This window comes from Corynebacterium lehmanniae (assembly GCF_043161975.1).
In the GTDB taxonomy this organism is placed as follows: Bacteria; Actinomycetota; Actinomycetes; order Mycobacteriales; family Mycobacteriaceae; genus Corynebacterium; species Corynebacterium lehmanniae.
This window is the reverse complement of the sequence record NZ_CP170998.1, coordinates 867,565-891,782: the sequence shown is the minus strand read 5'-3', so window position 1 is coordinate 891,782 and position 24,218 is coordinate 867,565. Positions and strand designations below refer to the sequence as shown.

24 protein-coding genes, 1 tRNA gene and 1 pseudogene are annotated in these 24,218 nt (G+C 65.5%); 11 read left to right on the top strand and 15 right to left on the bottom strand.

The genetic code is table 11. The annotated features are described in order from the left end of the window. The gene (locus ACF3NP_RS04280; RefSeq protein WP_181888386.1) at positions 1-714 is read left to right on the top strand and encodes a CE1 family esterase; all 714 of its coding nucleotides are present in this window, start codon (positions 1-3) and stop codon (positions 712-714) included. Here the strand turns inward: ACF3NP_RS04280 and ACF3NP_RS04275 are convergent. Further along, positions 711-1,493, bottom strand: coding sequence for a methyltransferase domain-containing protein (locus ACF3NP_RS04275; RefSeq protein ID WP_181888387.1), 783 nt, complete (start codon positions 1,491-1,493; stop codon positions 711-713). The genes ACF3NP_RS04280 and ACF3NP_RS04275 overlap by 4 nt on opposite strands. Positions 1,494-1,513: 20 nt before the next feature. Between ACF3NP_RS04275 and ACF3NP_RS04270 the strand changes: the two genes are divergently transcribed. Genes ACF3NP_RS04270 through ACF3NP_RS04255 form a run of 4 tightly spaced genes read left to right on the top strand, consistent with a single transcriptional unit; the run spans position 1,514 to position 4,986 of the window. Further along, positions 1,514-2,455 (top strand): PHB depolymerase family esterase, encoded by a 942-nt coding sequence (locus tag ACF3NP_RS04270; RefSeq protein ID WP_181888388.1) that lies wholly within the window; start codon positions 1,514-1,516, stop codon positions 2,453-2,455. Between the two features lie 48 nt (positions 2,456-2,503). Then, complete coding sequence (locus tag ACF3NP_RS04265) at positions 2,504-3,469, top strand: diacylglycerol kinase family protein (protein ID WP_181888389.1); 966 nt, start codon at positions 2,504-2,506, stop codon at positions 3,467-3,469. A gap of 43 nt (positions 3,470-3,512) precedes the next feature. Then, positions 3,513-4,049 carry a gamma carbonic anhydrase family protein gene (locus ACF3NP_RS04260; RefSeq protein WP_070474044.1) on the top strand — a complete coding sequence of 179 codons (537 nt, stop codon included), beginning with the start codon at positions 3,513-3,515 and terminating at the stop codon, positions 4,047-4,049. A gap of 55 nt (positions 4,050-4,104) precedes the next feature. Further along, positions 4,105-4,986, top strand: a complete 882-nt coding sequence (locus tag ACF3NP_RS04255) for a 3-hydroxyacyl-CoA dehydrogenase (RefSeq protein ID WP_181888390.1) — start codon at positions 4,105-4,107, stop codon at positions 4,984-4,986. Here ACF3NP_RS04255 and ACF3NP_RS04250 read toward each other — a convergent pair. The 6 genes from ACF3NP_RS04250 to ACF3NP_RS04225 form a co-directional block, all read right to left on the bottom strand. Then, positions 4,983-6,212: a type II toxin-antitoxin system HipA family toxin gene (locus tag ACF3NP_RS04250; protein WP_181888391.1), complete on the bottom strand. Its 1,230-nt coding sequence runs from the start codon at positions 6,210-6,212 to the stop codon at positions 4,983-4,985. The genes ACF3NP_RS04255 and ACF3NP_RS04250 overlap by 4 nt on opposite strands. 2 nt (positions 6,213-6,214) lie before the next feature. Further along, positions 6,215-6,511: a helix-turn-helix domain-containing protein gene (locus tag ACF3NP_RS04245; RefSeq protein WP_181888392.1), complete on the bottom strand. Its 297-nt coding sequence runs from the start codon at positions 6,509-6,511 to the stop codon at positions 6,215-6,217. Positions 6,512-6,666: 155 nt separating this feature from the next. Further along, entirely contained in the window at positions 6,667-6,915 is a 249-nt protein-coding gene (locus ACF3NP_RS04240) for a hypothetical protein (protein WP_181888393.1), read from the bottom strand. Between the two features lie 89 nt (positions 6,916-7,004). Next, positions 7,005-7,078 (bottom strand) — tRNA-Pro (locus tag ACF3NP_RS04235). A 98-nt stretch (positions 7,079-7,176) separates the two neighbouring features. Next, positions 7,177-7,575: a YchJ family protein gene (locus ACF3NP_RS04230; RefSeq protein ID WP_181888394.1), complete on the bottom strand. Its 399-nt coding sequence runs from the start codon at positions 7,573-7,575 to the stop codon at positions 7,177-7,179. Continuing rightward, positions 7,575-8,801 carry a bifunctional alpha/beta hydrolase/OsmC family protein gene (locus tag ACF3NP_RS04225; RefSeq protein ID WP_181888395.1) on the bottom strand — a complete coding sequence of 409 codons (1,227 nt, stop codon included), beginning with the start codon at positions 8,799-8,801 and terminating at the stop codon, positions 7,575-7,577. Before ACF3NP_RS04225 ends, ACF3NP_RS04230 begins: the two co-directional genes overlap by 1 nt. Positions 8,802-8,910: 109 nt before the next feature. Here ACF3NP_RS04225 and secA2 point away from each other — a divergent pair, with 109 nt between their 5' ends. From secA2 to ACF3NP_RS04200, 5 genes are all read left to right on the top strand, one after another. Then, positions 8,911-11,202, top strand: coding sequence for an accessory Sec system translocase SecA2 (gene secA2, locus ACF3NP_RS04220; RefSeq protein WP_181888396.1), 2,292 nt, complete (start codon positions 8,911-8,913; stop codon positions 11,200-11,202). 87 nt (positions 11,203-11,289) lie between these two features. Continuing rightward, a complete protein-coding gene (odhI, locus tag ACF3NP_RS04215; RefSeq protein WP_181888397.1) occupies positions 11,290-11,715 on the top strand; it encodes an oxoglutarate dehydrogenase inhibitor Odhl in 426 nt (141 codons plus the stop codon). 20 nt (positions 11,716-11,735) lie between these two features. Continuing rightward, positions 11,736-12,497 carry a transcriptional regulator FtsR gene (ftsR, locus tag ACF3NP_RS04210; protein WP_392398988.1) on the top strand — a complete coding sequence of 254 codons (762 nt, stop codon included), beginning with the start codon at positions 11,736-11,738 and terminating at the stop codon, positions 12,495-12,497. Further along, the gene (locus ACF3NP_RS04205) at positions 12,497-13,057 is read left to right on the top strand and encodes a bifunctional nuclease domain-containing protein (RefSeq protein ID WP_181888398.1); all 561 of its coding nucleotides are present in this window, start codon (positions 12,497-12,499) and stop codon (positions 13,055-13,057) included. Before ftsR ends, ACF3NP_RS04205 begins: the two co-directional genes overlap by 1 nt. 127 nt (positions 13,058-13,184) lie before the next feature. Beyond that, on the top strand, positions 13,185-13,742 hold the full coding sequence (locus tag ACF3NP_RS04200) for a MerR family transcriptional regulator (RefSeq protein WP_181889576.1): 558 nt from the start codon (positions 13,185-13,187) through the stop codon (positions 13,740-13,742). 163 nt (positions 13,743-13,905) lie between these two features. Here ACF3NP_RS04200 and ACF3NP_RS04195 read toward each other — a convergent pair whose 3' ends face one another. The 6 genes and pseudogenes from ACF3NP_RS04195 to gndA form a co-directional block, all read right to left on the bottom strand. Beyond that, the gene (locus ACF3NP_RS04195) at positions 13,906-15,369 is read right to left on the bottom strand and encodes a vWA domain-containing protein (protein ID WP_181888399.1); all 1,464 of its coding nucleotides are present in this window, start codon (positions 15,367-15,369) and stop codon (positions 13,906-13,908) included. 48 nt (positions 15,370-15,417) lie between these two features. Beyond that, positions 15,418-16,275, bottom strand: a complete 858-nt coding sequence (locus ACF3NP_RS04190) for a 3-methyladenine DNA glycosylase (RefSeq protein ID WP_181888400.1) — start codon at positions 16,273-16,275, stop codon at positions 15,418-15,420. After that, on the bottom strand, positions 16,275-17,327 hold the full coding sequence (locus ACF3NP_RS04185; protein WP_181888401.1) for a CNNM domain-containing protein: 1,053 nt from the start codon (positions 17,325-17,327) through the stop codon (positions 16,275-16,277). The genes ACF3NP_RS04190 and ACF3NP_RS04185 overlap by 1 nt, the downstream gene beginning before the upstream one ends. Then, a pseudogene (locus tag ACF3NP_RS04180) lies at positions 17,324-18,723 on the bottom strand (hemolysin family protein). Before ACF3NP_RS04180 ends, ACF3NP_RS04185 begins: the two are co-directional and overlap by 4 nt. 17 nt (positions 18,724-18,740) lie before the next feature. Continuing rightward, positions 18,741-20,069: a DEAD/DEAH box helicase gene (locus ACF3NP_RS04175; RefSeq protein ID WP_181888403.1), complete on the bottom strand. Its 1,329-nt coding sequence runs from the start codon at positions 20,067-20,069 to the stop codon at positions 18,741-18,743. Between the two features lie 42 nt (positions 20,070-20,111). Continuing rightward, positions 20,112-21,581 (bottom strand): NADP-dependent phosphogluconate dehydrogenase, encoded by a 1,470-nt coding sequence (gndA, locus tag ACF3NP_RS04170; protein WP_181888404.1) that lies wholly within the window; start codon positions 21,579-21,581, stop codon positions 20,112-20,114. A gap of 52 nt (positions 21,582-21,633) precedes the next feature. On the opposite strand from gndA, the gene ACF3NP_RS04165 reads away from it, so the two are divergent. Then, positions 21,634-22,083: a PaaI family thioesterase gene (locus tag ACF3NP_RS04165; RefSeq protein ID WP_236883400.1), complete on the top strand. Its 450-nt coding sequence runs from the start codon at positions 21,634-21,636 to the stop codon at positions 22,081-22,083. Here the strand turns inward: ACF3NP_RS04165 and ACF3NP_RS04160 are convergent, their stop codons facing one another. Both ACF3NP_RS04160 and pflA read right to left on the bottom strand, forming a co-directional pair. Then, positions 22,084-23,154: a magnesium and cobalt transport protein CorA gene (locus ACF3NP_RS04160; RefSeq protein ID WP_181888405.1), complete on the bottom strand. Its 1,071-nt coding sequence runs from the start codon at positions 23,152-23,154 to the stop codon at positions 22,084-22,086. 187 nt (positions 23,155-23,341) lie between these two features. Beyond that, positions 23,342-24,217 carry a pyruvate formate-lyase-activating protein gene (pflA, locus tag ACF3NP_RS04155; RefSeq protein WP_181888406.1) on the bottom strand — a complete coding sequence of 292 codons (876 nt, stop codon included), beginning with the start codon at positions 24,215-24,217 and terminating at the stop codon, positions 23,342-23,344. Position 24,218 lies beyond the last annotated feature (1 nt).

The window sequence follows — 24,218 nt, the reverse complement described above, 5'->3', positions numbered from 1 at the left end:
ATGCGGCAGCGCACGGTGGAAGTCGACGGCGTTGAGCGCAGCTACCACGTCTGCGTTCCCGCGGGTCACACCGGCGCGCTGCCGGTGATCGTCGCGCTGCACGGTAAAGGCGACAACGGCCGCGATTTCCTCGCCGGCACGGGCTTGCACCGGGCGCGCGCCATCGTCGCAGCACCCACGGGTGCGGGCCTCGCCTGGTCGCCCGCACCGTATGCGCGGACCACCTTCGACGAGGATCAAGCGTTTGTGCGTGCGCTTCTCGACGACCTCCGGTCCACCTTCGCCACCACCAACACCTACCTGGTCGGCTTTTCCAATGGCGGTGGGCTGGCAGTGCACCTGAGTCTGACCGGCCTCGAGCTCGCAGGGGTGGCCACCGTGGCCGCCGCGGTGCGCGCAACACCGGACGAGATCGCCGCCGCCCGACGACCGGTGGATTACCTGAACATCCACGGCACATTCGACGACGTGGTGCCGTTTGCCGGCGAGCAGCGCTCCCCGTACAGCGGAGCAGAAGACGACACCACTTATGGCGCACCGGAGGTGGTGGCGGCGTTTGAGCGGCGCAACGGCGGCCGCGCCCGCGCCGAGTTAATTGCGGTGGAGGGCATGGGCCACGAATGGCCCACCGGCCCGTGGGCTGCCCGGCGCGGTGTGGACGCCACTGAAGCGATCCTGGAATTCTTCGGGGTCGAGTACAGCCGCGCCGGCTAGGCGCGCTGGTAGACGAACGCGTCGGTGCGATACGGCAGCGGGATGGTGTCGCCGCGGTCGAAGCCGAGGCGCTCGTAGAGGTACCAGGTCAGGTTAGCCTCCATCTTTGCGCGGGTGCGCTGGTTCGCTTTCAACCAGTAGGAGCGGGTGGCCATGAGCTCGAAGCAGTCTTCCACGGCGATGGGGTGCAACCATTCCTGGCGCAGCTCGTTTTCCAGCTGCCAGGGGGAGGCGACCTCCGGGTAGAAGCCCTCGCGCTGCACGTCGCCGGAGTGCATGATGCGGCTGAGCCGCAATACCCAGGGGTGGCGCACGGCTAGCGTGTTCCAGCACAGTACGAGGCGGCCGCCGGGACGGATCACGCGGTCCGCCTCTCGGCTTGCGGCGTGCACATCCACCCAGTGCCAGGTTTGCGCGCACGTCAGCGCGTCGACGGAGTCGTCTGCGAGTCCGGTCGCTTCGGCGGTGGCGCGCCACACGGGTACCGCGGGCAGCACCGTGTGGAAGACCCGGGTCATGTCGTCGCTGGGGTCGCAGGCGAACACGGATCGTGAATCGTCGCAAAGCAATTGTGTGAACTTGCCGGTACCTGCACCGACGTCGCAGACGGTGCCGGGGCCGACGAGCTCTCCGAGTGCGGCTGGGTAGGTGGGGCGTGCGGCGTCGTAGCGGGTTGCGTCGCGGGTGAACGCCTCGGCCGCGCCGCTGCGGTGCGCGGAGTTTCTGAACCTCGGTCCCGCTTTCCTGCTGGGTCCTGGCTGTGTTCCGCTCGCGTGCACGATGGTCTAATCTACCTTGCGTGTTTTACCGCCCAGTGATCCGCGCCGCGGCCGCCATTGGCTTAGCCGTAACCTGCTTCACCGTCGCAGGATGCGCGGGTGACGCGGCGCGGCTGCGCACTGCGATCACCACGCAGCCGGATGCGCCCGAGGACATTGTCCGGGAGGTGGAGCCGTGGACGGATCCAGCAATTGAACGCAGGCAGACGACCTCGGCCGGGCTGAAGCGCGACTACATCCTTTCGGTGCCGCGGGGCGCGAAGCAGCGCGAACGGCTGCCGCTGATCCTAGTGTTCCACGGCTATAAGGAGGACGCGGACCGGATCATGCAGCACTCCCAGCTGGACAAAGCGGACGCCGTAGTGGCGTTCATGGACGGCGTCGGCGAAGCGTGGGCGCCCGCCCCGTACGCGGAGACAACCGGGGAGCAGGACCTCGCGTTCGTGGACGACGTGCTCTCACAGCTCGAGGGCGAGTACTCCATCGACCGCACCCGGATTTTCGCCGCCGGGTTCTCCAACGGCGGCGGGTTTGCGGCCTTTGTGGGTTGCCAACGCCCGCAGGCGTTCAGCGGCATCGCCACGGTGGCGGGCGCGTTTTACCAGCGCGTCGCAGAAGGGTGCTCGAGCATCCCGATGAAGCACGTCGACTTTCACGGCACGGCCGACCCGGTCATCTCCTACGACGGCGGCGAACGCCACGAGACGGTGTACAACTCCACACCGGAGATGCTCGAGGAGGCCGCGGTGCGCAACCACTGCGCGGTGCGCAGGGAAGACGTCGAGATGTCGCACACGGTGACAATGCTGAGCTGGGACGACTGCGACGCCGCGCTGTCGCACTACCGCATCGAGGGTGGGCCGCACGTATGGCCCGGCGGCACCTCCGACAACACAGGCCTGGTGTCCAAGGGGTTTGCCACCCGCACGCTGCTGGAATTCTTCGGCGTCGGCATGTCCTAGCCGCGCGGTGCGCCGCGGTCGAGCGCCGTCACCGCTACCATAAGGCGCGTGAGTGACGCGTCTAAGCCCCGGGTGACGGTGGTGTACAACCCCGTGAAAGTCCACCTCGAACGGCTGCGCCGGGCGGTAGAACGCTACGCCTGGGAGGGCGCGGACATCGAGTGGGCGGCAACGACCACCGAGGGACCCGGGTTTTCCCAGGCTGTCCGCGCGCTCGAGCAGGGTGCGGACTTGATCATCGCTGCCGGCGGCGACGGCACGGTGCGCATGGTCGCGCTAGCTGTGTCAGGTTCGAAGACACCGATGGCGATTGTGCCGGCGGGCACCGGCAACATGCTCGCGCGCAACCTCGGCGTGCCGCTTCTGCTAGAGGCGGCGGTGCACCGGGCGTTTTCCGGCACTGACCGGCTCATCGACCTCTGCCGCGCCGAAATGGTCTACCCGGATGGCCGCACCGAGCACTCCGGCTTCGCGGTCATGGCCGGCGTCGGCGTGGATGCGGGCATGATCCACCGCACCCGCGAGAGCCTCAAGGCCGCCGTCGGGCCGCTCGCGTACGTGCCGGCCGTGTTCCAATCGCTCGGCGGCGGCAACAGCGTGGACGTGGACATCACGCTTGATAGCGACCCATCGGTAGCCACCTCGTTGCACACCTGCATCGTCGGCAACTGCAGCGACCTGGTGGGCGGGATCCCGCTGTTGCCGGACGCGCAGCCTGACGACGGGGTACTCGACGCCGTGGTGCTGCGCGCCGAGGACGTCACCGACTGGGCGGGCATCGGCGGCAAACTCGCGCTGGACACCGTGCGCGGCGGCATTAACGCGCTGCTGCCGAGCGAGGTGCAGCCGCGCCCGCCGGCGTCCCTGCCGCCGAGCATGGAGTACCTCGAGGGACGCCGTATCACCCTGGAGTTCGCCGAGCCCGAGCAGCTTGAGCTCGACGGCGACGCCGCCGGCGCGGTCAGTGCCGTGACCTTCGACGTGATGCCGGGCACCCTGCGGATGGTGTGCTGAGCGCCGCGTGCCGTCGAGTAGCAGCGAAGGCACAATGGTGGCCATGATCTACAGCTTTGAAGGCGCAACCCCGCAGATCCACCCCTCGGCGTTTATCTCCGACGAGGCCACCATTATCGGCAACGTGACCATCGGCGAAGACGCGAACATCTGGCCCGGCGTGGTCATCCGCGGCGACGTGGGCGCGATCCGAATCGGCAACCGCGTCAACGTCCAGGACGGCTCCGTGCTGCACGTGGACACGGACGGGGAGACCGTGCTGGAAGACGACGTCACCATCGGCCACCTGGCCATGGTGCACGGCTGCCACATCGAGCCCGGCTGCCTGATCGGCATGAGCGCGACCGTGCTGTCGCGCTCGCGCGTGGGCAAAGGCAGCATCGTCGGCGGCGGGGCAGTGGTGCTCGAAGGCCAAGAGCTGCCGGAGTTCTCTCTGGCGGCCGGCGTGCCCGCCAAAGTGAAGCGCACGCTCGAGCCGGACACCTTCGAGGCCAGGTTGCGCCACGCGGCGTACTACGTGGAGCTGGGCCGGCGGGCGGCGACCGGTTTGGTGCCGGTGGAGCGAGACTCGCTCACGTAAAAGTTCACAGTGAAATCGTCGTCAAAGTCACGCAATGAGGCGTAATGTGACGAGTATGACATTCAATAACGTAACAGTACTTGGTGCAGGTGTCCTGGGCGCGCAGATCGCTTTTTGCTCCGCGTTCGCGGGTAAGAAGGTTGTGTCCTACGACATCAACGAGGAGGCCCTCGCGGCCGGCAAGAAGCGTTTCGACGCTATCGGCGAACAGATGAAGGCGGAGCTCGAGTCCGCTAACGACGAAACCATCGCGGCAGCGCACGCGAACGTGACGCAGACCTCAGATCTGAAGGAAGCGGTAGCGAACGCGGACCTAGTTATCGAGGCGATCCCGGAGAACCTCGAGCTGAAGCGCAAGGTCTGGGCTGAGGTGGGGGAGTACGCCCCGGATACCGCGGTGTTTGCCACCAACACCTCCACGCTGATGCCGAGCAAGTTCGCAGACGCGACGGGCGCGCCGGAGCGTTTCTTGGCGTTGCACTTTGCCAACCACATCTGGATCCAGAACACCGCCGAGATCATGCCGCACGAGGGCACTGACCCGAAGTATGTGGACCAGCTTGTGGAGTTTGCGGAGCAGATCAACATGGTGCCGGTCCCGCTCAAGCGCGAGCAGCCCGGCTACGTGCTGAACACCCTGCTGGTGCCGCTGCTCAGTGCCGGCATGTACCTGCTGCACCACGACATCGCTGACCCCGTCGACATCGACCGCGACTGGTGCAACTCCACCGGGTCCCCGCGCGGGCCGATTGAGATCATGGACCTCGTCGGCGTGCGCACCTTGGTCGCCGTGATCGAGTCCAACGACAACGCCCCGCAGTGGCAGAAGGACTTCGTTGAGACGACGCTGAAGCCGATGGTCGCAGAAGGTAGGACCGGCCTGGAAGCTGGGCAGGGCTTCTACACCTACGACGCGAACGGCAAGATCGTGTCCTAAGCGCGGCGCTCGCGGATAAGCTGTTGAGCTCGCTGCAGATGCTCTCCGTCAAAACCAGGCGCAACCTGTTTGTCCTCGGCGACGGCGATTTGGTTTCTGCGTGCGAGCTCTTTCCATTGCTTCACTGCGTCGACTGCGCGGCTGAGTCGCTCGATGGCTTGAGCGTCATTGAGACCAAACCAGCCCGCGGCGCCAATGAGCGTGTCTACCGAATCGTCGCCGACAACGTCCACTGAGGTGGCAAAATTGGTTTTGGTGGTGGCGGGCGTGATATCGAAAACAGGTGAGAGCTGCCACGCACCACCTACGCGAATGAATCCGTGGTTTCGCAGATGGTTATCGGTATTGCCCACCAGCAGGTTGATCGCTGCCCTGCTGAAAAGCTCGGCCGCGGAATCGCCATTGATGCTCAGCAGCCGAAGCTCCTCAGCGATCTCGACCATGGATGCACGGTCGCCGTCCGTGCGATTGAGCAGCGTCATTGCGGACATGTAGGGGATACGGGCTTCGCTTCCATCCTCGCCGTAGGCCCGGTCGAACCTTTCCAGAAGCAATACGGACCGCCCATTAATCTCCAAGAGTCTTGAACTCGGTGTGTTGATGCCCGCAAGTTCTGCGATATCCAAACAAACCTTTTCCCAGGCAACCGCGTCGATAGTGTCCGCGGATGACGAGAATTTCGCCATCATCAGCTTGCCTCCGTCATCAATGACTGTCGCTTTCGGACGGGCTCCGCCCAGAGAGGATCCGGCAACGGCGATGCGCCTCAAGGCATCCACTGCATCATCGCCTTCCTCAACGGCGCGCGAGGCACGCTCAATGTCAGCGAGGTTCACAAGTTTGGGCACCCGGCTGCTCGGCGATTGGGTCACCCCGTTCACTTCGAAGCGCAACGCTCCTAGGCGAAGGCGATCGTCGACACCGAGAAGGTAGTCGACCTCGGTCGGCTGTTCACCCCGCCGCGCAAACTGTTTTTGAATGAGCATCCGCCCCCAGCGATCCGGAGCAGAATCGGAAAGCGCGGTGGGCAGGTGCCCGCGATCAGAGAAAAGAGGCTGCTTTCCGCTGTGAAGGGGAAGCGCGGGGCTGATCGCGTACGCGCCTGGATGTTGTATCCACTCCTTTTCGTACTCGAGCGTCCCACCGTGCTGATGCGGAAAATAGGTTGCGACGGAGATCTTGCGGTCCTCGATCTCCGTCCAGATGCCTATAGACGTGGGTGCCATGGCTAAATCATCTGCTCAATCAAAGCCCGACCGCGATCATGTTCCATCGGATCAACCGCGTCTCTCACCCGGTCAAGCAGTTGAAACGCACGGCATACCCGGAGGAAGTTTTCCAGCGTCGCGCCGTGGCCTTGCTCTAGGCGACGCAACGTGGACACGCTCACGTCGGCGCGGTAGGCGGCCTGCTCGATGGTAAGGCGATTAAGGCGACGCCAGCGCTGCAGATCGTCGCCGATCTCGATAAGCCCACCTTCGACCGCACGAGGGGTCCGACGGCTACTCACTTTTGACGTATCCATGTCAATATTCTGTCATATTTGATTAGTTAATGGATGGGGCTAAGCGGTAGCACGGGTACGCGGGAGACTCCAATTCTTTCCGAAAGTAGCTACCTAGGTTTCCGCGATTTCACGAAGAATTGCGCGATTGCTGATCCAAATTGGGCTGCGGGAGTTCAGCAATCAGTCATCGTCAGGCAAATGCCAGCCATGCGCAGTGTGTTTTGGGGGTTCCACGGCTTACCGTCGTCATGCTTTTTGTGGTGTACTTCGTCGAATCGGTCTAGAAGTTCGCGCCAATCCTCACGTTCGTAGTCAACACGAACCTTTTCCCGTTCTTCGTTCCAATCCTCATCGGAGAGCGATTCAATCCATTCTTCGCTGTATTTCTTTATCCCAAACCCGAACAAGCGACTTACCTCCATTGAAACTCTTTCAAGATCGAATCTAGTCGAACGAGCCAGCTTCTCGAATGCGAAAAAAGAAACCCCCGAACCCCCAGAAGAAAACTTTGTCGGACTGACAGGATTTGAACCTGCGACCCCCACACCCCCAGTGTGGTGCGCTACCAAACTGCGCCACAGCCCGATCCGCTACCTAATCGGTAACTGCGCAAATATTACAGCACTGTCATACGGACCCAAAAACCGGCAGGTCACCAGACAGTCACTGCCGACATCCTAGGTTTAGCGGACCACGCCGTCGACGTAGACCCATCGACCGGCGCGGCGCTCGAAGCGGGAGCGTTCCCGCATGACGCCGCCGGGGTGGTGGGCGGCGAACTCGACTACGCCCTCGGCGTCGAAAGGCCCGCCGCCGGCGGTATCCAGCACCTGGAGCTGGGAAAACGGCTCGCCGGAGGGATCCACGGACAGATCCGCCGGCCGGGTCTCATCCGCCCAAGTCGATGCCACGTAGGAGCCCGCGCCGCGCACGTAGGCGGTGTAGCGCGAGCGCATCAGCGTCTCAGCGGTGGGCGCCGCGGCAGCGCCGTTGATGTAGCGCCCGCAGCACGCCTCGTACGGCAGGCCCTGCCCGCAGGGGCACACGGCCCGCACGTCCGCCCACAGCCCGGATTCAGCCATTACTTGCCCAGGCGCTCCGCGCGGTGGAGCTTGTTCTGGCGGCGTCGGCGTTCAAGCGAGGCGGTCTCCGCAGCCGTTTCAATCTCGCCCTTGGCTACGTAGCCGTCCACGGTGGAGGACGCACCCGCGGCGCGCAGGGTCTCCACCTCGTCGTCCGTCAGGTCGCCGTAGAGGGTGATCAGGCGGGTGAAGGTGCCGTCGCCGTTGTGGTTGACTTCCACGCGGACGTCGTCAAGCTGCATGCCCTTGGCGGCCTCGCGCACCGCCTGCGAGCAGCTGACGGCGAGCGCGGACATGTACAGGCCGGTGGAGGTGACGCCCTGGCCCTTGCCGCCGGTGTTCTTGGAACGGTCGGTGGTGATCGCGCGGTCGGAGGTGCGCACCACGTCGCCGTACTTCGTGCCGCGCGCGGAGTAGGACACGGCGTTGGTGTCCGTGGTCTTCGCCGGGACGAACAGCGGCTGGATGTACTGCTGCGCCCAGGAGCCGATGATGTCCGCGGCGCGATGCGCGGTGCCCTGGCGGGTGAGCAGGTGGTCCGCTTTGTCCAGCGCCATCAGGGACTTGGGGTAGCGCGCCAGGGAGAAGATGTTCTGGGCGTTGTCGATGCCGACGGTGACGTCGATAGGCGAGTGCACGACAAGCAGCGGCTTGCGCAGCTTGGGCAGGTACTCCTCCGGGTTGGTGTCGGCGAGGTCCTCGAGGAACTCGCGCGAGATGGTCAGCTCGCGGCCGCCGAGCACCACCCCGACCGAGCCGTTCGCATCCGCCTCGCCGATCGCGTGGGCGTAGTGCAGCACCGAGTGCGCCGGGTCGAAGGGTGCGCCGACGGTGGCCACCGCCTTGATCATCTTCTTCAGCTCCGGGCGGGTGGCGGCCTTTAGCGTGGCGGCGCCGCCGAGGGAGTGGCCCATGAGCAGCTGCGGGGCCTTGTAGTTCTCCTCCAGCCACAGGGCGGCGGCGACGATGTCGTCCACATTCTCGGAAAACGAGGTGTCTTTGAAATCGCCCTCGGACTGGCCCAGGCCTGGGAAGTCGAATCGCAGGGTGGCAATGCCGTGCTCAGTCAGCCGCTTGGCAATGCGGGAGGCACCGGGCGTGTGGCGGGAGCCGGCGAAGCAGTGGGCGAAAATGGCGTAGGCCTGCGCGGGTCCGTCGGGGCGGTCGATGGTCGCGGCCATCATGTGGCCTTTCGACGACGGAACTTTCACGTTCATAGACAGCATGGGTAGCCGTGTCCTCCTGCGGCTCGGCGGTTCAACGCAACGGTTACTTTCGCTGCAAGACTAATCGTCGCACCAACGGTTTGGCACGTTGGCGTTATTCTTACCTCTTATGGGCAAGTTTGACTGGTTCTGGAAGGCCATGGGCTCCACCACGGAGCGCAACAATAAGAAGTCGAAGGCCGTTGTCGCGGACGCGCATGGGCTGATCGGGGAGCTTTCGCTTCTCGACGATGCTTCGCTCGCCTCCGCAGTCGCCTCCACCGTGCGCGACGGTGCCATCGCCGACAAACCGCGTTTTTTGGCCGGGTTGTCCGTCGCCTCCCAGCGCACCCTGGGCATGACGCCGTTCGAGGTGCAGAACCAGGCTGTGCTGCGCCTGCTGGAGGGCGACGTGATCCAGATGGCCACCGGCGAGGGCAAAACGCTCGTCGGCGCGATGGCCGCCACCGGGTTCGCGTTGCAGGGCAAGCGCGTCCACCTGATCACGGTGAACAACTACTTGGCCGCGCGCGACGCGGAGTGGATGCGCCCGCTCGTGGAGTTTTTCGGGTTGACGGTGGCGGCGGTCACGGAGTCGTCGACACGCGAAGAGCGCGTGAGCGCCTACCGCAGCGACGTCATCTACGCGCCGGTGACCGAGATCGGCTTCGACCACCTGCGCGACAACCAGATCACCTCCCGCGAGCTGACCGTGCAGCCGCCTGCCGACGTCGCGCTGGTCGACGAGGCGGACAGCGTACTCGTCGACGAGGCCCTCGTGCCGCTCGTGCTCGCCGGCTCCGAGGGCTCCAAGCAGGCCACCGGCCAGATCACCGAAGCCGTGTCGAAACTGGACGAAGAGACCGACTACACCATCGACGCCGATGGGCGAAACGCCTTCCTCACCGAGGACGGCGCGGCGAAGATCGAACGGCTTTTGGGCATCGACTCGCTCTACTCGGACGAGCACATCGGCACGACTCTCGTGCGTGTGAACTTGGCGCTGCACGCGAAGGCCTTGCTGATCCGCGACGTGCACTACATCGTCGACGACGGCAAAGTCGCGCTTGTGGACGCCTCCCGCGGGCGCGTGGCGGAGCTGCAGCGCTGGCCCGACGGCCTGCAGGCCGCGGTGGAGTCCAAGGAGGGGCTGGACGTGTCCGAAGGCGGGCGCATCCTGGATTCCATCACTTTGCAGGCGCTCATGCGCCGCTACCCGCTGGTGTGCGGCATGACCGGCACCGCGGTGGAGGCGACCGACCAGTTGCGCAGCTTCTACGGCCTCCGCGTGTCTGTGATTGACCGCGCCAAGGAGCTGCAGCGCTTCGACGAGGCGGACCGGATCTACGCCACGATGGAGGAGAAGAACTCGGCGATCGTCGACGAGATCGAGCACATCAACTCCACCGGCCAGCCGGTGCTGGTGGGCACACACGACGTGGCGGAGTCCGAGGCGCTGGCGGAAGCGCTTCAGGCCCGCGGCATCGCGGTCAACGTGCTCAACGCGAAAAACGACGCGGAGGAGGCGCGCATCATCGCCGAGGCCGGCGATGTGGGACGCGTGACCGTCTCCACGCAGATGGCGGGCCGCGGCACGGATATCCGCCTCGGCGGCGCGGATGAACGCGACCACGACAAGGTGGCCTCGCTCGGCGGCCTGGCCGTGATCGGCACAGCCCGCCACCGCACCGCGCGCCTAGACAACCAGCTGCGCGGCCGCGCCGGCCGTCAGGGCGACCCGGGGCTGAGCGTGTTCTTCGTCTCCCTCGACGACGACATTGTCACCTCCGGCGGCGACGGGGAGCAGTTCTCTGCTCAGCCGGAGCCGGACGGACGCATCACGGGCAACCGCGCCCAAAGCTTCATCGAGCACTGCCAGCGCGTCACCGAAGGCCAACTCCTGGAGATCCACTCACAGACCTGGAAGTACAACAAGCTGCTGGCGGACCACCGAGACATCCTGGACGAACGGCGCGCCGCGTTGCTGGACACGGACACCGCGTGGCGCGAACTGTCGGAGCGCTCCCCGCAGCGCGCCGCCGAGCTTTCGCACCTGCCGCAGGACGTGCTCGAGCAGGCGGCCCGGGAGATCATGCTGTTCCACCTGGACGCCGAGTGGTCCGAGCACCTGGCGCTGATGGACGATGTCCGCGAGTCCATCCACTTGCGCGCCATCGCCCGCGAAACGCCGATCGACGAGTACCACCGCATCGCTGTGCGCGAGTTCAAGGACTTGGCCAACCGGGCGGTCGCCGCGGCGGTAGAAACATTCAACACCGTGGACATTGACGCCGACGGCGCGCACCTGGCGGACGCAGGCTGGAAGCGCCCGAGCGCGACGTGGACGTACATGGTGTCCGACAACCCGCTGGCGGGTTCCGGCAACTCAGTCATTTCCGGTATCGGCAACATTTTTCGCTAGGCATTATCCGGTAGCCGCCCCTCGCGGCGGGCCGGACGCTATTATGGCGAGAGATCTCAACCACGACTCGAAAGTCAGGAGTTACCCATGAGCGACAACACGCCGCAGAACCAGGTCGAAACCACCTCGGTATTCCGCGCAGACCTGCTCAAGGAGATGGAGTCCGGAGCTGCGACGTCTGCGGACTCCGCCGCCGGTGCGGACCAGCTGTCGGATGGGGAGGCACTCCTCGTAGTCAAGCGCGGCCCGAACGCGGGTGCGCGTTTCCTGCTGGACCAGGATTCCACCACTGCGGGCCGCCACCCGGAGGCCGACATCTTCCTCGACGACGTGACCGTGTCCCGTCGTCACGCAGAGTTCCGTCGCAACGAGGGCGGCTACGAGGTCGTGGACGTGGGCTCGCTCAACGGCACCTACGTCAACCGCGAGCCGCGCAACTCCCAGGAGCTGACCAACGGCGACGAAATCCAGATTGGTAAATTCCGTCTGGTCTTCATCACCGCCGGCAACTAGTTAGAGAAGAGTTCGATCACGTGAGCGCAATCCGTCAAACGGCACCAGCCGCTACCCCCGCGAAGCCGGCGAAGGCCGCCAAGGCAACCAAGACCGCGAAAACGATGTCCATCGGCGTGGTGCTTGAGCGTCTGCGCACCGAGTTCCCGGACGTGACCGTCTCCAAGATCCGCTTCCTCGAGTCCGAGGGGCTGATCACTCCGCAACGCACCGCCTCCGGCTACCGCCGCTTCACCGAGGAAGATGTGGAGCGTCTGCGCTACATCCTGGTCACCCAGCGCGACAACTACCTGCCGCTGAAGGTCATCCGCGAGCAGCTCGAGGCGATGGATTCCGGCCACGTCACCGCGATCCTTACCGCCGGCGAGTCCGAGCCGATGATTTCCCCAGAGAACTTCCGCGCGCCGTCGGCGACGCAGCTGACCGACGCGGACGTGGCCGAGCAGGCCCAGGCGGATCCGTCGACGGTGGAGGAGTACATCAAGGTCGGCCTGATCACCCCGGATGCCGCCGGGCTGTTTACCGCCGACGACGTCCGTACCGTCACCACCGCACTGTCGCTGTCCGAGTTCGGCTTCGACGCCCGCCACCTGAAGACGCTGCGCACCGCGGCGGCCCGTCAGGCCGACATGATCAACCAGGTTGCGGAGCCGGTGTCGAAGTCCGGCAAGGTCACCGCGAAGCAGAAGGCCGAGGAGATCGGCCAGCAGATGTCCGCGCTGGTCGTGTCCCTGCACGCGTCGCTGGTGAAAAACGAGCTGCGCAAGCAGCTGGGGAGCTAATGGAGGCCGTCAACCTCATCGGCGTGTTTCCGGTCGGCCCGGAAGATTTCCTCTGCGCCCTGCTGCAGCGCCCCACGAACGGCCGGTGCATTCCCGTGTGGCTGCCGCCGATGGAGGGCGCTGAGCTGGCCATGCGCCTAGACGGGTGGGCCCCGAACCGACCGCGTCCCGTCGACGCGATCGCGGAGCTTATCCGCACCTCCACTAACGGAGCGGACAGCCTTGAGCTGTCCAGTTACGTCGACGGCACCTTTATGGCCACCCTGACCATCTACGGCGGCACCGAGATTGACCTGCGGGCGTCCGACGCGCTGTTGTTGGCCGAGGAGCTGGACATGGAGCTGACTGTCGACGACACGGTCGCCGCCCAGGCCTCGGTGTTCTTGTCGCAAGAGGACGCGGAGCGCTACCTGCAGGCGGAGATCGAGATCGAAGATTTCACGGAACAGTCCGCCTCCGCCAGCGGCGACGCCCAGGCCGACGCGGACTTCGAAGCGTTGATGCGCAGCCTCGGAGTCGACAACTCGGATTTGGGGGAGGATAACCCCGAGGAGGGGTAAAACCCTCAAGTAATCCTTGAGAGTTTCGGCGTGTTACGCATGTGACTATTGACCAGCTACGTATGCTTACCCTTTAATAGTCATTAGGCTTCGAGCTAACTTTCATGGGAGTAATTACGTGAGCATCATCGAGGAAAACCAGGACGGCCTGTTCGACGCTGTGCAGGAGTCGCTTTTCGACGTCGGCCCGTCCGACGAAGTCGGCTACCGCGTGCCGATCGCCTGCCAGGTCGCCGGCATCACCTACCGCCAGCTCGACTACTGGGCACGCACCGGCCTTGTGCGCCCGTCCATCCGTGGCGCTAAGGGCTCCGGCTCTCAGCGCCTGTACTCCTTCAAGGACATCCTGGTCCTGAAGATCGTCAAGGGTCTGCTCGACACCGGTATCTCGCTGCAGAACATCCGCCTCGCAGTGGACAAGCTGCGTGACCGCGGTGTGTCCGACATCGCCGAGATCACCCTCGTCTCCGACGGCGTGACCGTCTACGAGTGCCGCTCCAACGAGGAGATCATCGACCTCCTCGGCGGCGGCCAGGGCGTGTTCGGCATCGCCGTGCCGCAGATCATGAAGGAGCTGACCGGCACCATCTCCGCGTTCCCGTCGGAGCGCGTCACCGAGGACGACGCCGACAACGTCATCGGCTTCGACGAGCTGGCGGACCGCCGCCGTCGCAAGACCTCCTAAATGAAGCGTTTAGGCCCGGGCTGGGATCACTCCCACCAGCCCGGGCCTTTTTCTATGTCCTCGCCGCACAGACCCTGGGAGGCAGAGCCTGGGATCGCTCGATTTTCGCCCGATCCCAGGCTTAGGATCCCAGGGTCTGTCGCAGGGGGGGCTGACCGGATGCCTACAGGCCGGATGCCTGCTTCACGGCGCCGTCGATGCCGTCGGCTTGCTTCGCATCCACGGTCTTCGCGGACAGGGCCTCGACCGCCTTGTCCGCTTCGCCCTCGCCGACGCGCACGACGGTGATCTCCACCTTGTCGCCGGCCGCGCCTCGCACTGCGTCTTCGAATGCCTTGTCGTCGCCAGCATCGGCCGTGCCAGTGGTGACCAGGACGACGCGGGTTTTCGCTTCGCCAGCACCATAGGCGCCTGCGGCTGCCTCGACGGCCTGGCGGGTCTGGGGCACGCCGCCGGTGAGGAAGCGTCGCACCGCCACGGCGACGGAATCGGCGTCGGGGGAGACGCTGATGTTCTGGCGGTAGCCCACTACAACTCCTGGGTTCAGCGGGGAGGAGTAGTTCCACAGGCCGACCTGCTTGCCCTTGCCGCCGAGCTCGAGCGCGGCGTTTGCGATGGCGTCCTTCGCCGGCTGGAGGTACGGGCTCATCGCATCGGAGGTGTCTAGGAGGAACAGGGTGTTTTCGGGCTGCAGGGCGCCGGCATTGGCACCGGCGGCGTCAGCGCTTTCGCCGCCAGCAGCCTTGTCAGCGTCAGCGCCATCCTGCGCTCCGTCCTTCTTCGCGTCCGATGTGATGGCCTCGCCGCCGGCGGGCAGGGCAGCGGCCCACACCAGATCGGAGACGGCCGGCTGGTCCTTTTCGGTGCCGTCGAAACGCTCGGAGGCGAAGCGGGCGAAGTCCTGGCCCGCGCGGGCCTGGTTCTCGTCGACCTTGTCGTTCTGGTTCAGCGGGAACGCGGCGTAGACGGCGTCGGCGCCAACCGGGGTGAACTTCAGCCCTTCCGGCACGGCGTCCTCGGCGGTGGCGAGGTACTCGCCGGCATCTGCGTTGAGCTCGTCGGCGCTGCCGATGCGCTGATCGGTCAGCGCCTGCACGGCGTCGTTGTCGTTGCCTGCCACCTGCGAGGCCACCAGGGCGGAGGCGGCCGATTCCTCGGAGACGGGGAAGCGGACCTTATCCACGGTCAGGTCCTCGAGCTTGACTTCATCCTTACCGGCCACGCCGACCGCTTCGCTGTACGCGGGCTGCGCATCAGACACGGCGGGGGTGCGGCCGGCGCTTTCCAGCGACTGGTGGGTCACCGCCGTGTTCGGGGCGACGAAGACCGCGGCGTCAGCAACAGAGTCGACCAGCTGGGGCTTCACGCAATAGTCGCGGACGACGGGGGCGGAGTCACCGTAGGCGTCCACAAGCGATTGGCCCGCGCCCTTGTCGGAGGCCGCGACAGGCAGCACGAGCTCGCCCGCGACGCATTCCTCGGCCTTCGCCTCAGTGCTGCCGGCATCGTCGCCGCGGCTGGACAACCACCAGATCACGGCCGCCGCGATCAGGGCCAGCACCACCAGTAAGGCGATGAGCTCTCCGGACAGCCTGTAGTTGTTTTTGCCGCTTGCGTGCTTCGCCACCGGAATCGCCGCCTTTATCGATCGAACGAGTGAAAACCGTCTTCGAGTCTAGCCGTCATATGCGGCGTCGATGATCGCGACAAGCCGCTGCCGCAGCGGTTGTGCGCGGCGGCTGAGCTCGCGCTGGCGGGCGACGTACTCCGCCTTGCCCTCCGGTGTTTCCACCGCCACCACACCGAAACCAAGGCTCCGGCAGTCGTACGGGGAGGCCTCCATGTCCAGCCGGCGGGCGTCGGCGGCGAGTTCGAAGCAGTCCATGAGTAGCTCGCCCGGCACGAGCGGGCCGAGCTTCATCGCCCACTTGTACAGGTCCATGCTCACGTGCACGCAGCCCGCCTGGTCATTGTCCGCCTGCCCCTCGCGCGTGAGCACTGTGAGGTTCAGCGGCCGCGCCGCCGGGGTGAAAAAGCGGAAGGCGTCGAAATGCGTGCACTTGACGTTGTGCGCCTCCACCACGGCGTTCGTGCCCTCAGGCCCTAAGCGCAGCGGCAGGCTGTGGCGCGGGTTGTCGGTGCGGTACACCATCGCCCACTCGTGCATCCCGAAGCAGTCGAAGTGGGCTTCTCGCTTATCGACGGACCGAAGGATGGCCTCCGCCTCCTCCACGTCGCCTCTGCGGTGGGTGAGGAACCGTTGGACGTCGAGAAGCACAGTGCCCTTGTTGCAGACATAGTCGCGCCAGCCGGCGTGGGGGAGCGAAGCGGCGTCTTCGAGCGCGATGCCGACGCCCGGGTGCCAGCGCTTGAGATGGGCGGGGCGCTGCGGGTAGTAATCGAAGAGGAAATCCCACACCGGGTGATACTGGCCGCGTGCCCGGCGCGCCACCCTTGGCGCGGTCCAGCGTTCGGCGCGGGCGGCGTGAGCTGCGATGCGCGGCAGGTACTCCTCGGGCGTGAGCACCTGCATTACTCGCCCTCGTGGGTCCAGTCGGACACCGTGCCCACGTATTCCTCGATGAGGTCTTCCAGCGCGACCACGCCGACGAGTTTGCCGTTGTCGTGCACCTCCGCCATGTGCGCGGAACGGCGGTGCAGCATCGCGAGCGCGTCGTCCATGGACTGGGCGGCATCGACTGTAGTCAGCGGGCGGATGCGCTTGAGCGAAACCCGCGGATCGCCCTGCGGGAACTCCATCAGGTCCAGGATGTCCTTGACATGGACGTAGCCGGCGAGCGAGCTGGCGTCGATGCGGACAGGGAAGCGGGAGTAGCCGGTGTCTTGGACCGCCTGCTCGATGACGGAGAGGCGGATGCCGCGAGGGTCGTACGGGATCGTCGTGACCTGGGCCAGCGGGATCATGGCTTCCTTGAGCTGGCGGGAGTCCTGGCGCAGCGCCTTGGCCAGGCGCACGGTCTCTTCGGCGTCCAGGAGGCCCTCCTCGCGCGACTCCTGGATCATGGTGGCGAGCTGTTCCTGGTCCACGGTGGATTCGAGCTCGTCGCGCTGCTCGATGCCGAACAGCAGCAGCGTCTTGCGCGCGACCCAGTTGAGGAATTCCAGCAGCGGATGCGTGAGCTTCATCCACAGCGTCATCGCGGGGGTCAGCCACATCGCCATGCGTTCCGGGCCCGCGATGGCAATGTTTTTCGGCACCATCTCGCCGAACAAGATGTGCAGAAACGAGATGATGAGCAGGGCGAGCACGAACGCTACGGGGTGCAGCAGGTCGCCGGGCATGCCCAGGGCCTCAAACGGCGCCTCGATGTAAGTGGCGATCGCAGGCTCGGCCACCTTGCCCAGAATCAGCGACGCCACCGTGATGCCGAACTGTGCGCCGGCGAGGTAGATCGAGAGGTGTTCGGTGGCGTAGAGCACGCCCTCAGCCTTGGTTTTGCCCTGCGCAAGGAGCGACTCCAAGCGGTCCTTGCGGGAGGAGACGAGTGCGAATTCGACGGCCACGAAGAACGCGTTGGCGCCGAGCAGCGCGACGATCAGCAGTGCTGCCAACCAGATACTCACTTGGTGTCCACCGCCTCTCCAACTTCGCCTGCTTCCTCGGGCGGGACCGGGCGCAGCAGCGCGCGGTCGATGCGGCGGCCGTCCATCTCGGAGACCTGCGCCAGCCAATTGCCAGCGCCGCCGGATTGCAGCTCCTCCTGGAAATTCGCCGCGGAGGCGGTGCGCAGCACGACCTCGTCGCCGAGCTGGGGATGCGGCCCAGCGTGGCCATAATCAGGCCGCCGAGGGTTTCGTAGGGACCGTCCACGGCGGCGAACCCGGTGCGTTCCTCCAACTCGTCGAGACGCACGAGGCCCGCAACCTCCCAGGACGTGCCAAAGCGGGTGAAGTCCTTCTCGCTTTCCTGGTCGTCGTACTCGTCGTAGACCTCACCGAGGATCTCCTCCACAAGGTCCTCGATGGTGACCAGGCCCTGGGTGCCGCCGTACTCGTCGGCCACCAGCACCACCTGAGAGCCTGCGGAGCGCACGCGGTTGAGCACCGAGTCGCCATCGAGCGTGCCCGGCACGAACGGCACCCGGCGCGCCAGGGATGCCAACTTCGTCGTGGCGCGGAACTCGTGCGGCACAGAGAAGGCATCCTTGATGTGGACCACGCCGAGGGTGTCGTCCAAGTCGCCGCGGCGCACCGGGAAGCGGGAGTGGCCAGTCTCGCGCGCGAGGGTGATCAAATCCGCGACGGTGTCGTCCGCGTCCAGTGAATCGATGGTTGAGCGCGGCGTCATCACTTCCTCAGCCGTCGTCTCGCCGAAACGCAACGAACGGTCGATCACGGCGGCAGTAGCCGCATCCAGACCGCCCGCTTCAGCGGAGTTTCGCACCATCGCGCCGAGCTCCTGGGAGGACCGGGCGGACGCGAGCTCGTCGGCAGGCTCGATGCCCATTTTGCGCACCACCCAGTTCGCGGCGGTGTTGAGAAACAGGATGAACGGCTTGGTCGCCGTGTTGAAGTAGTGCACGGGCGGCACCACCGTGCGGGCCGTGTTCAACGGGTCCGTGATGGCCACGTTTTTCGGCACCAACTCGCCGAACACCATGGACAAAAACGTCGCCACCACCAGCGCGAGGACGAGCGCGACAGTGGTGGACGCGCTTGCAGGCAGTCCGACGAGCTCGAGGACCGGGGTGAAGAATTTGCCCAGCACCGGCTCTGCGAGGAAACCGGCGGCAAGGGTGGTCACCGTGATGCCCAACTGCGCGCCGGAGAGCACGAACGAGAGGTTTGCGTGGTCGCGCGCAATCGCCCGCGCTGTGGCGTCGCCCCGCTCCTTGACGTGGGCGTCGATGGTCGAGCGTTCCAGGCCCGTCATGGCGAATTCGACCGCGACGAAAAGCCCGGTCGACGCCGTGAGCAGCACGAACGCCAGTAGGGCGAGGATGGATAAGAGTATGTCCATGGATGGTGGTCTGTGCCTTAGCGGCCGTTACTCCTTCGACTTCGGTCCGCGCGGCGGGCGCGGTTGCGGTTGTTGCTTCCGCCGCGGCTGGCATTGCGGCTCCGGTTGCCGTCTGCCTTGCGGTTGCCGGAGGCAGCGGTCCGCTTCGGCCGCTGGGGTTGGCCCGGCGGAGGAAGCGGCGTGCCTTCCGGTGTGCGTGCACCGGTGATTGTAACCAAGGAATCCGAAAGCGGAGCCACCCTGACCTCGGGCGCGTCCACGCCGGCCTTGCGCAGAAGCTGCGCGACTTCCTTGGCTTGGTCGTCCATCACGAGGGTGACCACGGTTCCGGACGTGCCGGCTCGTGCTGTGCGTCCTGCGCGGTGCAGGTACGCCTTGTGCTCCGCGGGCGGGTCCACGTGCACGACCAGGGAGACGTCGTCGACGTCGATGCCGCGGGCCGCGATGTCCGTGGCCACCAACACAGGGGTGGAGCCGTCGGCGAAGCCCTCCAGCGCTCGTGTGCGCGCGCCCTGGCCCTTGTCGCCGTGGAGGCCTTGGGCGTGGATGCCGGCGCGGCGCAGCTTTTTCACCTGGCGGTCCACGCCGTGCTTCGTGCGCATGAACATGATGGTCTTGCCCTCGCGCGCCGCGATCTGCAGCGCGATCTCGTTGCGCTCCTCGCGGCCGCCCACCATGAGGCGGTAGTGGTCCATCGTGTCTACCGCCGCCTGCACCGGGGCGGTGGAGTGGGTGACGGGGTCGTGCATGTAGCGGGCGATGAGCTTTTCCACGTCACCGTCGAGGGTGGCGGAAAACAGCAGGCGCTGACCGTCCTTCGGGGTGCGGTCCAAAAGCTTGCGCACCTGCGGCAGAAAGCCCATGTCCGCCATCTGGTCCGCCTCATCCAGGGCAGCAATTTGCACCGAATCGAAGGACAGCTTCTTCTGGTTGATCAGATCCTCGGCACGGCCGGGGGTGGCCACCAGCAGGTCCACCGGGGACGCGAGCGAGCGGATGTGGTGGTTGATGTTCACACCGCCCACAACATCGAGCACGCGCAGGCCGAGCGCGGCCGCGGGGTCCTCGAGGCGTTCGCGGATTTGCGAGGCGAGCTCGCGCGTCGGCGCCAGAACAAGGCCGCGCGGGTGGCCCGGGGTGCTCGGAGCGCCTGCGAGACGAGCCAGCATGGGCAGGCCGAACGTGAAGGTCTTGCCGGAGCCTGTCGGGCCGCGGCCCAGCACGTCCTTGCCGGCCAGCGCGTCGGGGATCGCCGCTTCCTGGATGGGGAAGGGCTCTGTGATGCCTTGCTTGCCCAGGACGTTGACAATGGCCCGGGGCAAACCGAGATCGGCGAATGTAGTCATTCAGTGCAGTCTACGCGGTCGGACGAAAGGGGAGAAGCCGAGCTAGTAGCTCAGTTCCTCGCGTTCGCCGGACCACGTGGTGTGGAACGTGCCCTCCATGTCCACGCGCTTGTAGGTGTGGGCGCCGAAGAAGTCGCGCTGGCCCTGGATCAGCGCAGCCGGCAGGCGCTGCGCGCGCAGCGAGTCGTAGTAGGACAGCGAGGATGCGAACACCGGCACCGGCAGGCCCAGCTGGGTTGCGGTGACAACCACGCGGCGCCAGGAATCGACCAGGCCCTTGTCCAGCTCGCCCTTGAAGTACGGGTCCAAAAGCAGCGACGGCAGCTCCGGGTCCTTTTCGTAGGCCTCCGTGATGCGGTCGAGGAACTTCGCGCGGATGATGCAGCCGCCGCGCCAAATGCGCGCGAGATCGCCGGGCTTGATGTCCCAGTTGTGTTCCTGGGAGCCGGCGTTGATCTCGTCAAAGCCCTGCGCGTACGCCACCAGCTTAGAGGCGTACAACGCGCGCCGCACGTCCTCAACGAACGACTGCTTATCGACGCCTTCGGCCTCCAACGTCGTCGTCTCACCCGCAGGCAGACCGACCTCCTGGGCCGCCTCGCGCTGAGCCAGCGCAGACGACAGCGCGCGGGCGAAGACGGCCTCGCCGATGGCGGTGGTGGGAACCCCGAGGTCCAGCGCTTCCTTGACCGTCCAGCGGCCGGTTCCCTTCTGGCCGGCGGCGTCCACGATGACGTCGATGAACGGTTTGCCGGTGCGCGCGTCCACCTGGCGCAGCACCTCCGCGGTGATCTCGATGAGGTAGGAGTCCAGGTCGCCCTTGTTCCACTCCGTGAAGATGTCCGCGATCTCCGCCGGCTCGAGGCCCGCCGCGTAGCGCAGCAGGTGGTAGGCCTCGCCGATGACCTGCATGTCCGCATACTCGATGCCGTTGTGCACCATCTTGACAAAGTGGCCGGCGCCGTCCGGGCCGATGTGGGTCACGCACGGGGTGCCGTCCACCTTCGCGGAGATGTCCTCCAGCAGCGGCCCGAGAGTCTCCCAGGATTCCACCGGACCGCCCGGCATGATCGACGGGCCACGCAGCGCACCCTCCTCGCCGCCGGAGATGCCGGCGCCGACGAAGTGGCGGCCAGCTGCAGCGACTTCACGTTCGCGGCGGATGGTGTCCGTGAACAGGGAATTGCCACCGTCGATGATGATGTCTCCGTCGTCCATGGCCTCCACGAGCTGCTTGATCACTGCATCTGTGGCGGCGCCGGCCTGCACCATGATCACTGCCTTGCGGGGGCGCTCGAGCGATGCGACGAAGTCCTCGATCGACTCGGAGGGGATGAAATTGCCCTCGTGGCCGAACTCTTCAACGACCGCGCGGGTCTTTTCCGGGGAGCGGTTGTAGATGGCCACGGTGTGGCCCTTGGACGCGAAATTGCGGGCCAGGTTGGAGCCCATCACCGCCATGCCGACAACACCGATTTGAGCGAGCTGGTCACCGTTGTGTTCTGCAGTCATACGCCGGATTCTACGCGGGGTGCGCCCGCTTTCGCCCGTAAGATTGGCCGGCATGGACATGGAGAAGAATCTGCGCCTGTACCGAGAGGTCATCGAGGCCCCTCTGACGGAAGAAGAGCTGTCCTACATCAATTCCGGCGAGTTTGATTTCGCCCAGACGCTGGGGTTGAAGCTGACGTACTGCTCCAAAGACCGCCTCGATGGGGCGCTGGAGGTGGAGCAGCGCCACCTGCAGCCCACCGGCATCGTCAACGGCGGACTGTACTGCGTGATCGGGGAGACGCTTGCCTCCATCGCAGCCGTGGCGGCGAGCGCGAAGCCTGCAGTAGGCATGAGCAACTACACCGACCTGCTCGGCAGCGTGCGGCTAGGCCAGACGATTCGCGCGGTGGCCGAACCCGTGCACGTCGGCAAGCGCACGCACCTGTGGCGCGTGGAGATGACAGCCGACGGCAAGCTGGCCGCCGTAACCAACCTGAAGCTGATGGTGCTGGACCGCTAGCTACAGCCAGTTGTTCTTGCGGAACCACCACCACATCGCGGAGATGGCCAAAAGCATGACCAAAAGCGCGGCGGGGTAGCCGTAGCGCGACCCAAGCTCCGGCATGTGCTCGAAGTTCATGCCGTAAATGCCCGCGATCAGCGTCGGCACCGCGGCCATGCCGACGACAGCGGAGATGGTGCGCATGTCCGAGTTCTGCTGCATGGTGATCTTGGCTACCGACGCATCGAGCAGCGACGTCAGACGCTCGTCGAAGCCGGACAGGCGGTCGCTGACGATCGTGGAGTTGTCCTGCACGTCCCGGAAGTAGGTGCGCAGGACCTTACGCATGAAGTCCTTGTTGCTGGTCAGGCCGTTACGCAGGGCAGGAGCGAGCGGATCGATTGCGTGCCGCATCTCCAAAATCTCACGCTTGTAGGTGTAGATCTTGTCGATGTTGATGGTGCGGCGGGGCGTGAACACCTCATTTTCCAACTCGTCCACGTCGTCCTCGAGCAAGTCGGCGACCTTGAGGTAGTTATCCACCAGGTAGTCCGACACCGCCCAAGCGACGGCGGTGGGGCCGAGCACGGCGAGATCTTCTTCGTCCTCAAGCTTTGGCGTGAGGTCCGGCAGGCGAGCACCGTGACGAATGGTGATGGCGAACTTTTCGCCGACGATCATCTGCACCTCGCCGGTGGAAATGATTTCGCGGGCGTCCGCGACCTCTTCATCGTCGCGGTAGGACACGGACCGCACAACCATGAACAGTTGCTCGTCGTGTCGCTCGATCTTCGGGCGCTGGTGCGCATCCACGACGTCGTCGACGACCAGGTCCTCGATGTCGAAGACCTCCGCGATCTTCTCCATCTGCTCCGTGGTCGGCTCTTTCAAGCTCAGCCACACGAAGGCGTTTTCGTAGCGCTCCACAACCTCGAGCGCGTGCGACATCCGCACATTGCCGGGCTGGCGCTTGCCGTCCACGAAGACGCGGCAGAAATCGATCTGGCGCTCGAGGGGGACCGGGATGCTGCGCGTGGGGGGCTGTACCTTCTTCGGTCGTTGACCCGGCATTGGAATACGTGGTGGCATTGCTTCAGCCCCCTTTCACTCGTGCGAGGGGCCGGTAGCAATGCAGGATCTTGGCGCTGCGGCGCAGTGGCCCCCGTGCGGCGGGAGAGTGCGCCCCTGGCGCGCTCGACAACTTAGGTAATACTACGCTGATCGCGACGGTTGTCTAGCGGGGGTGCGCCCGGGTGTCCACCCGGGCGAAAAGCCGCTAGAACACCGTCAGCCCGCGGCTGCGGAAGATGTCTCGCGCGTGCTCGACAGCCTCCGGGCTGGGGGGCTTGACGTCCGCCAGCTCATAATCCAGCCCGATCTTTTCCCACTTATCGGCGCCCATGTTGTGGAAGGGGAGCACCTCGACGCGCTCCACGGTGCCCTTCCAACGCGCGACAATGTCGGCGACGTTCCGGATGTTCTCTTCGCTGTCCGTCAGACCGGGCACCAGCACGAAGCGGATCCACACGGGCTTGCCTTTCGCATGCAACCGGTCGCCGAAGTCGATCGTCGGCTGCAGCTGGCGGGCAGTCACGTGCTCGTACGTTTCCGAATCGCCGGACTTCACGTCCAACAGGAACAGGTCGATATTGTCCAGGTCCTCGTCGGTGAGTCGCGCACCAAGAAAGCCGGACGTGTCGATCGTGGTGTGCACGCCCGCGTCGTGCACCGCCTTCAGCAGGCGGCGCGTGAACGCGATCTGGAACAGCGGCTCGCCGCCAGAGAGCGTGAGCCCGCCACCGGAAGCGCTGAAGACCGGCTTGTAGCGCAGCACGCGACGCACGACATCGTCGATACGCTCGAGCGTGCCTTCCTTCATTTCCATCGTGTCCGGATTGTGGCAGTACTTGCACCGCAGCGGGCAACCGGACAAGAAGATGGTCATCCGGGTGCCGGGGCCGTCGACAGCTGTGACCAGCTCCCACGAGTGGATGAGGCCGATTTCGCCCGTGCGGCGGGCCTCGAACAGCTCGGGGCGGGTGATCTCCAGGTCGTCGGTGGACAGTCCGCCTAAACCGGCAGCGACGCCGCGCACGCGCTCGCCCTGTTCGGGCGAAAGCGTGACGACGCCGCTAGTTCCGTCCTGGGCCATA

Bases quoted from the DNA above. Each gene is read 5' to 3' on its own strand.
- ACF3NP_RS04280 (WP_181888386.1), top strand. From the start codon at position 1: ATGCGGCAGCGCACGGTGGAAGTCGACGGCGTTGAGCGCAGCTACCAC.
- ACF3NP_RS04260 (WP_070474044.1), top strand. From the start codon at position 3,513: ATGATCTACAGCTTTGAAGGCGCAACCCCGCAGATCCACCCCTCGGCG.
- ACF3NP_RS04255 (WP_181888390.1), top strand. From the start codon at position 4,105: ATGACATTCAATAACGTAACAGTACTTGGTGCAGGTGTCCTGGGCGCG.
- ACF3NP_RS04250 (WP_181888391.1), bottom strand. From the start codon at position 6,212: ATGGCACCCACGTCTATAGGCATCTGGACGGAGATCGAGGACCGCAAG.
- ACF3NP_RS04245 (WP_181888392.1), bottom strand. From the start codon at position 6,511: ATGGATACGTCAAAAGTGAGTAGCCGTCGGACCCCTCGTGCGGTCGAA.
- ACF3NP_RS04240 (WP_181888393.1), bottom strand. From the start codon at position 6,915: ATGGAGGTAAGTCGCTTGTTCGGGTTTGGGATAAAGAAATACAGCGAA.
- ACF3NP_RS04230 (WP_181888394.1), bottom strand. From the start codon at position 7,575: ATGGCTGAATCCGGGCTGTGGGCGGACGTGCGGGCCGTGTGCCCCTGC.
- ACF3NP_RS04225 (WP_181888395.1), bottom strand. From the start codon at position 8,801: ATGCTGTCTATGAACGTGAAAGTTCCGTCGTCGAAAGGCCACATGATG.
- secA2 (WP_181888396.1), top strand. From the start codon at position 8,911: ATGGGCAAGTTTGACTGGTTCTGGAAGGCCATGGGCTCCACCACGGAG.
- odhI (WP_181888397.1), top strand. From the start codon at position 11,290: ATGAGCGACAACACGCCGCAGAACCAGGTCGAAACCACCTCGGTATTC.
- ACF3NP_RS04205 (WP_181888398.1), top strand. From the start codon at position 12,497: ATGGAGGCCGTCAACCTCATCGGCGTGTTTCCGGTCGGCCCGGAAGAT.
- ACF3NP_RS04190 (WP_181888400.1), bottom strand. From the start codon at position 16,275: ATGCAGGTGCTCACGCCCGAGGAGTACCTGCCGCGCATCGCAGCTCAC.
- ACF3NP_RS04175 (WP_181888403.1), bottom strand. From the start codon at position 20,069: ATGACTACATTCGCCGATCTCGGTTTGCCCCGGGCCATTGTCAACGTC.
- gndA (WP_181888404.1), bottom strand. From the start codon at position 21,581: ATGACTGCAGAACACAACGGTGACCAGCTCGCTCAAATCGGTGTTGTC.
- ACF3NP_RS04165 (WP_236883400.1), top strand. From the start codon at position 21,634: ATGGACATGGAGAAGAATCTGCGCCTGTACCGAGAGGTCATCGAGGCC.
- ACF3NP_RS04160 (WP_181888405.1), bottom strand. From the start codon at position 23,154: ATGCCACCACGTATTCCAATGCCGGGTCAACGACCGAAGAAGGTACAG.
- pflA (WP_181888406.1), bottom strand. From the start codon at position 24,217: ATGGCCCAGGACGGAACTAGCGGCGTCGTCACGCTTTCGCCCGAACAG.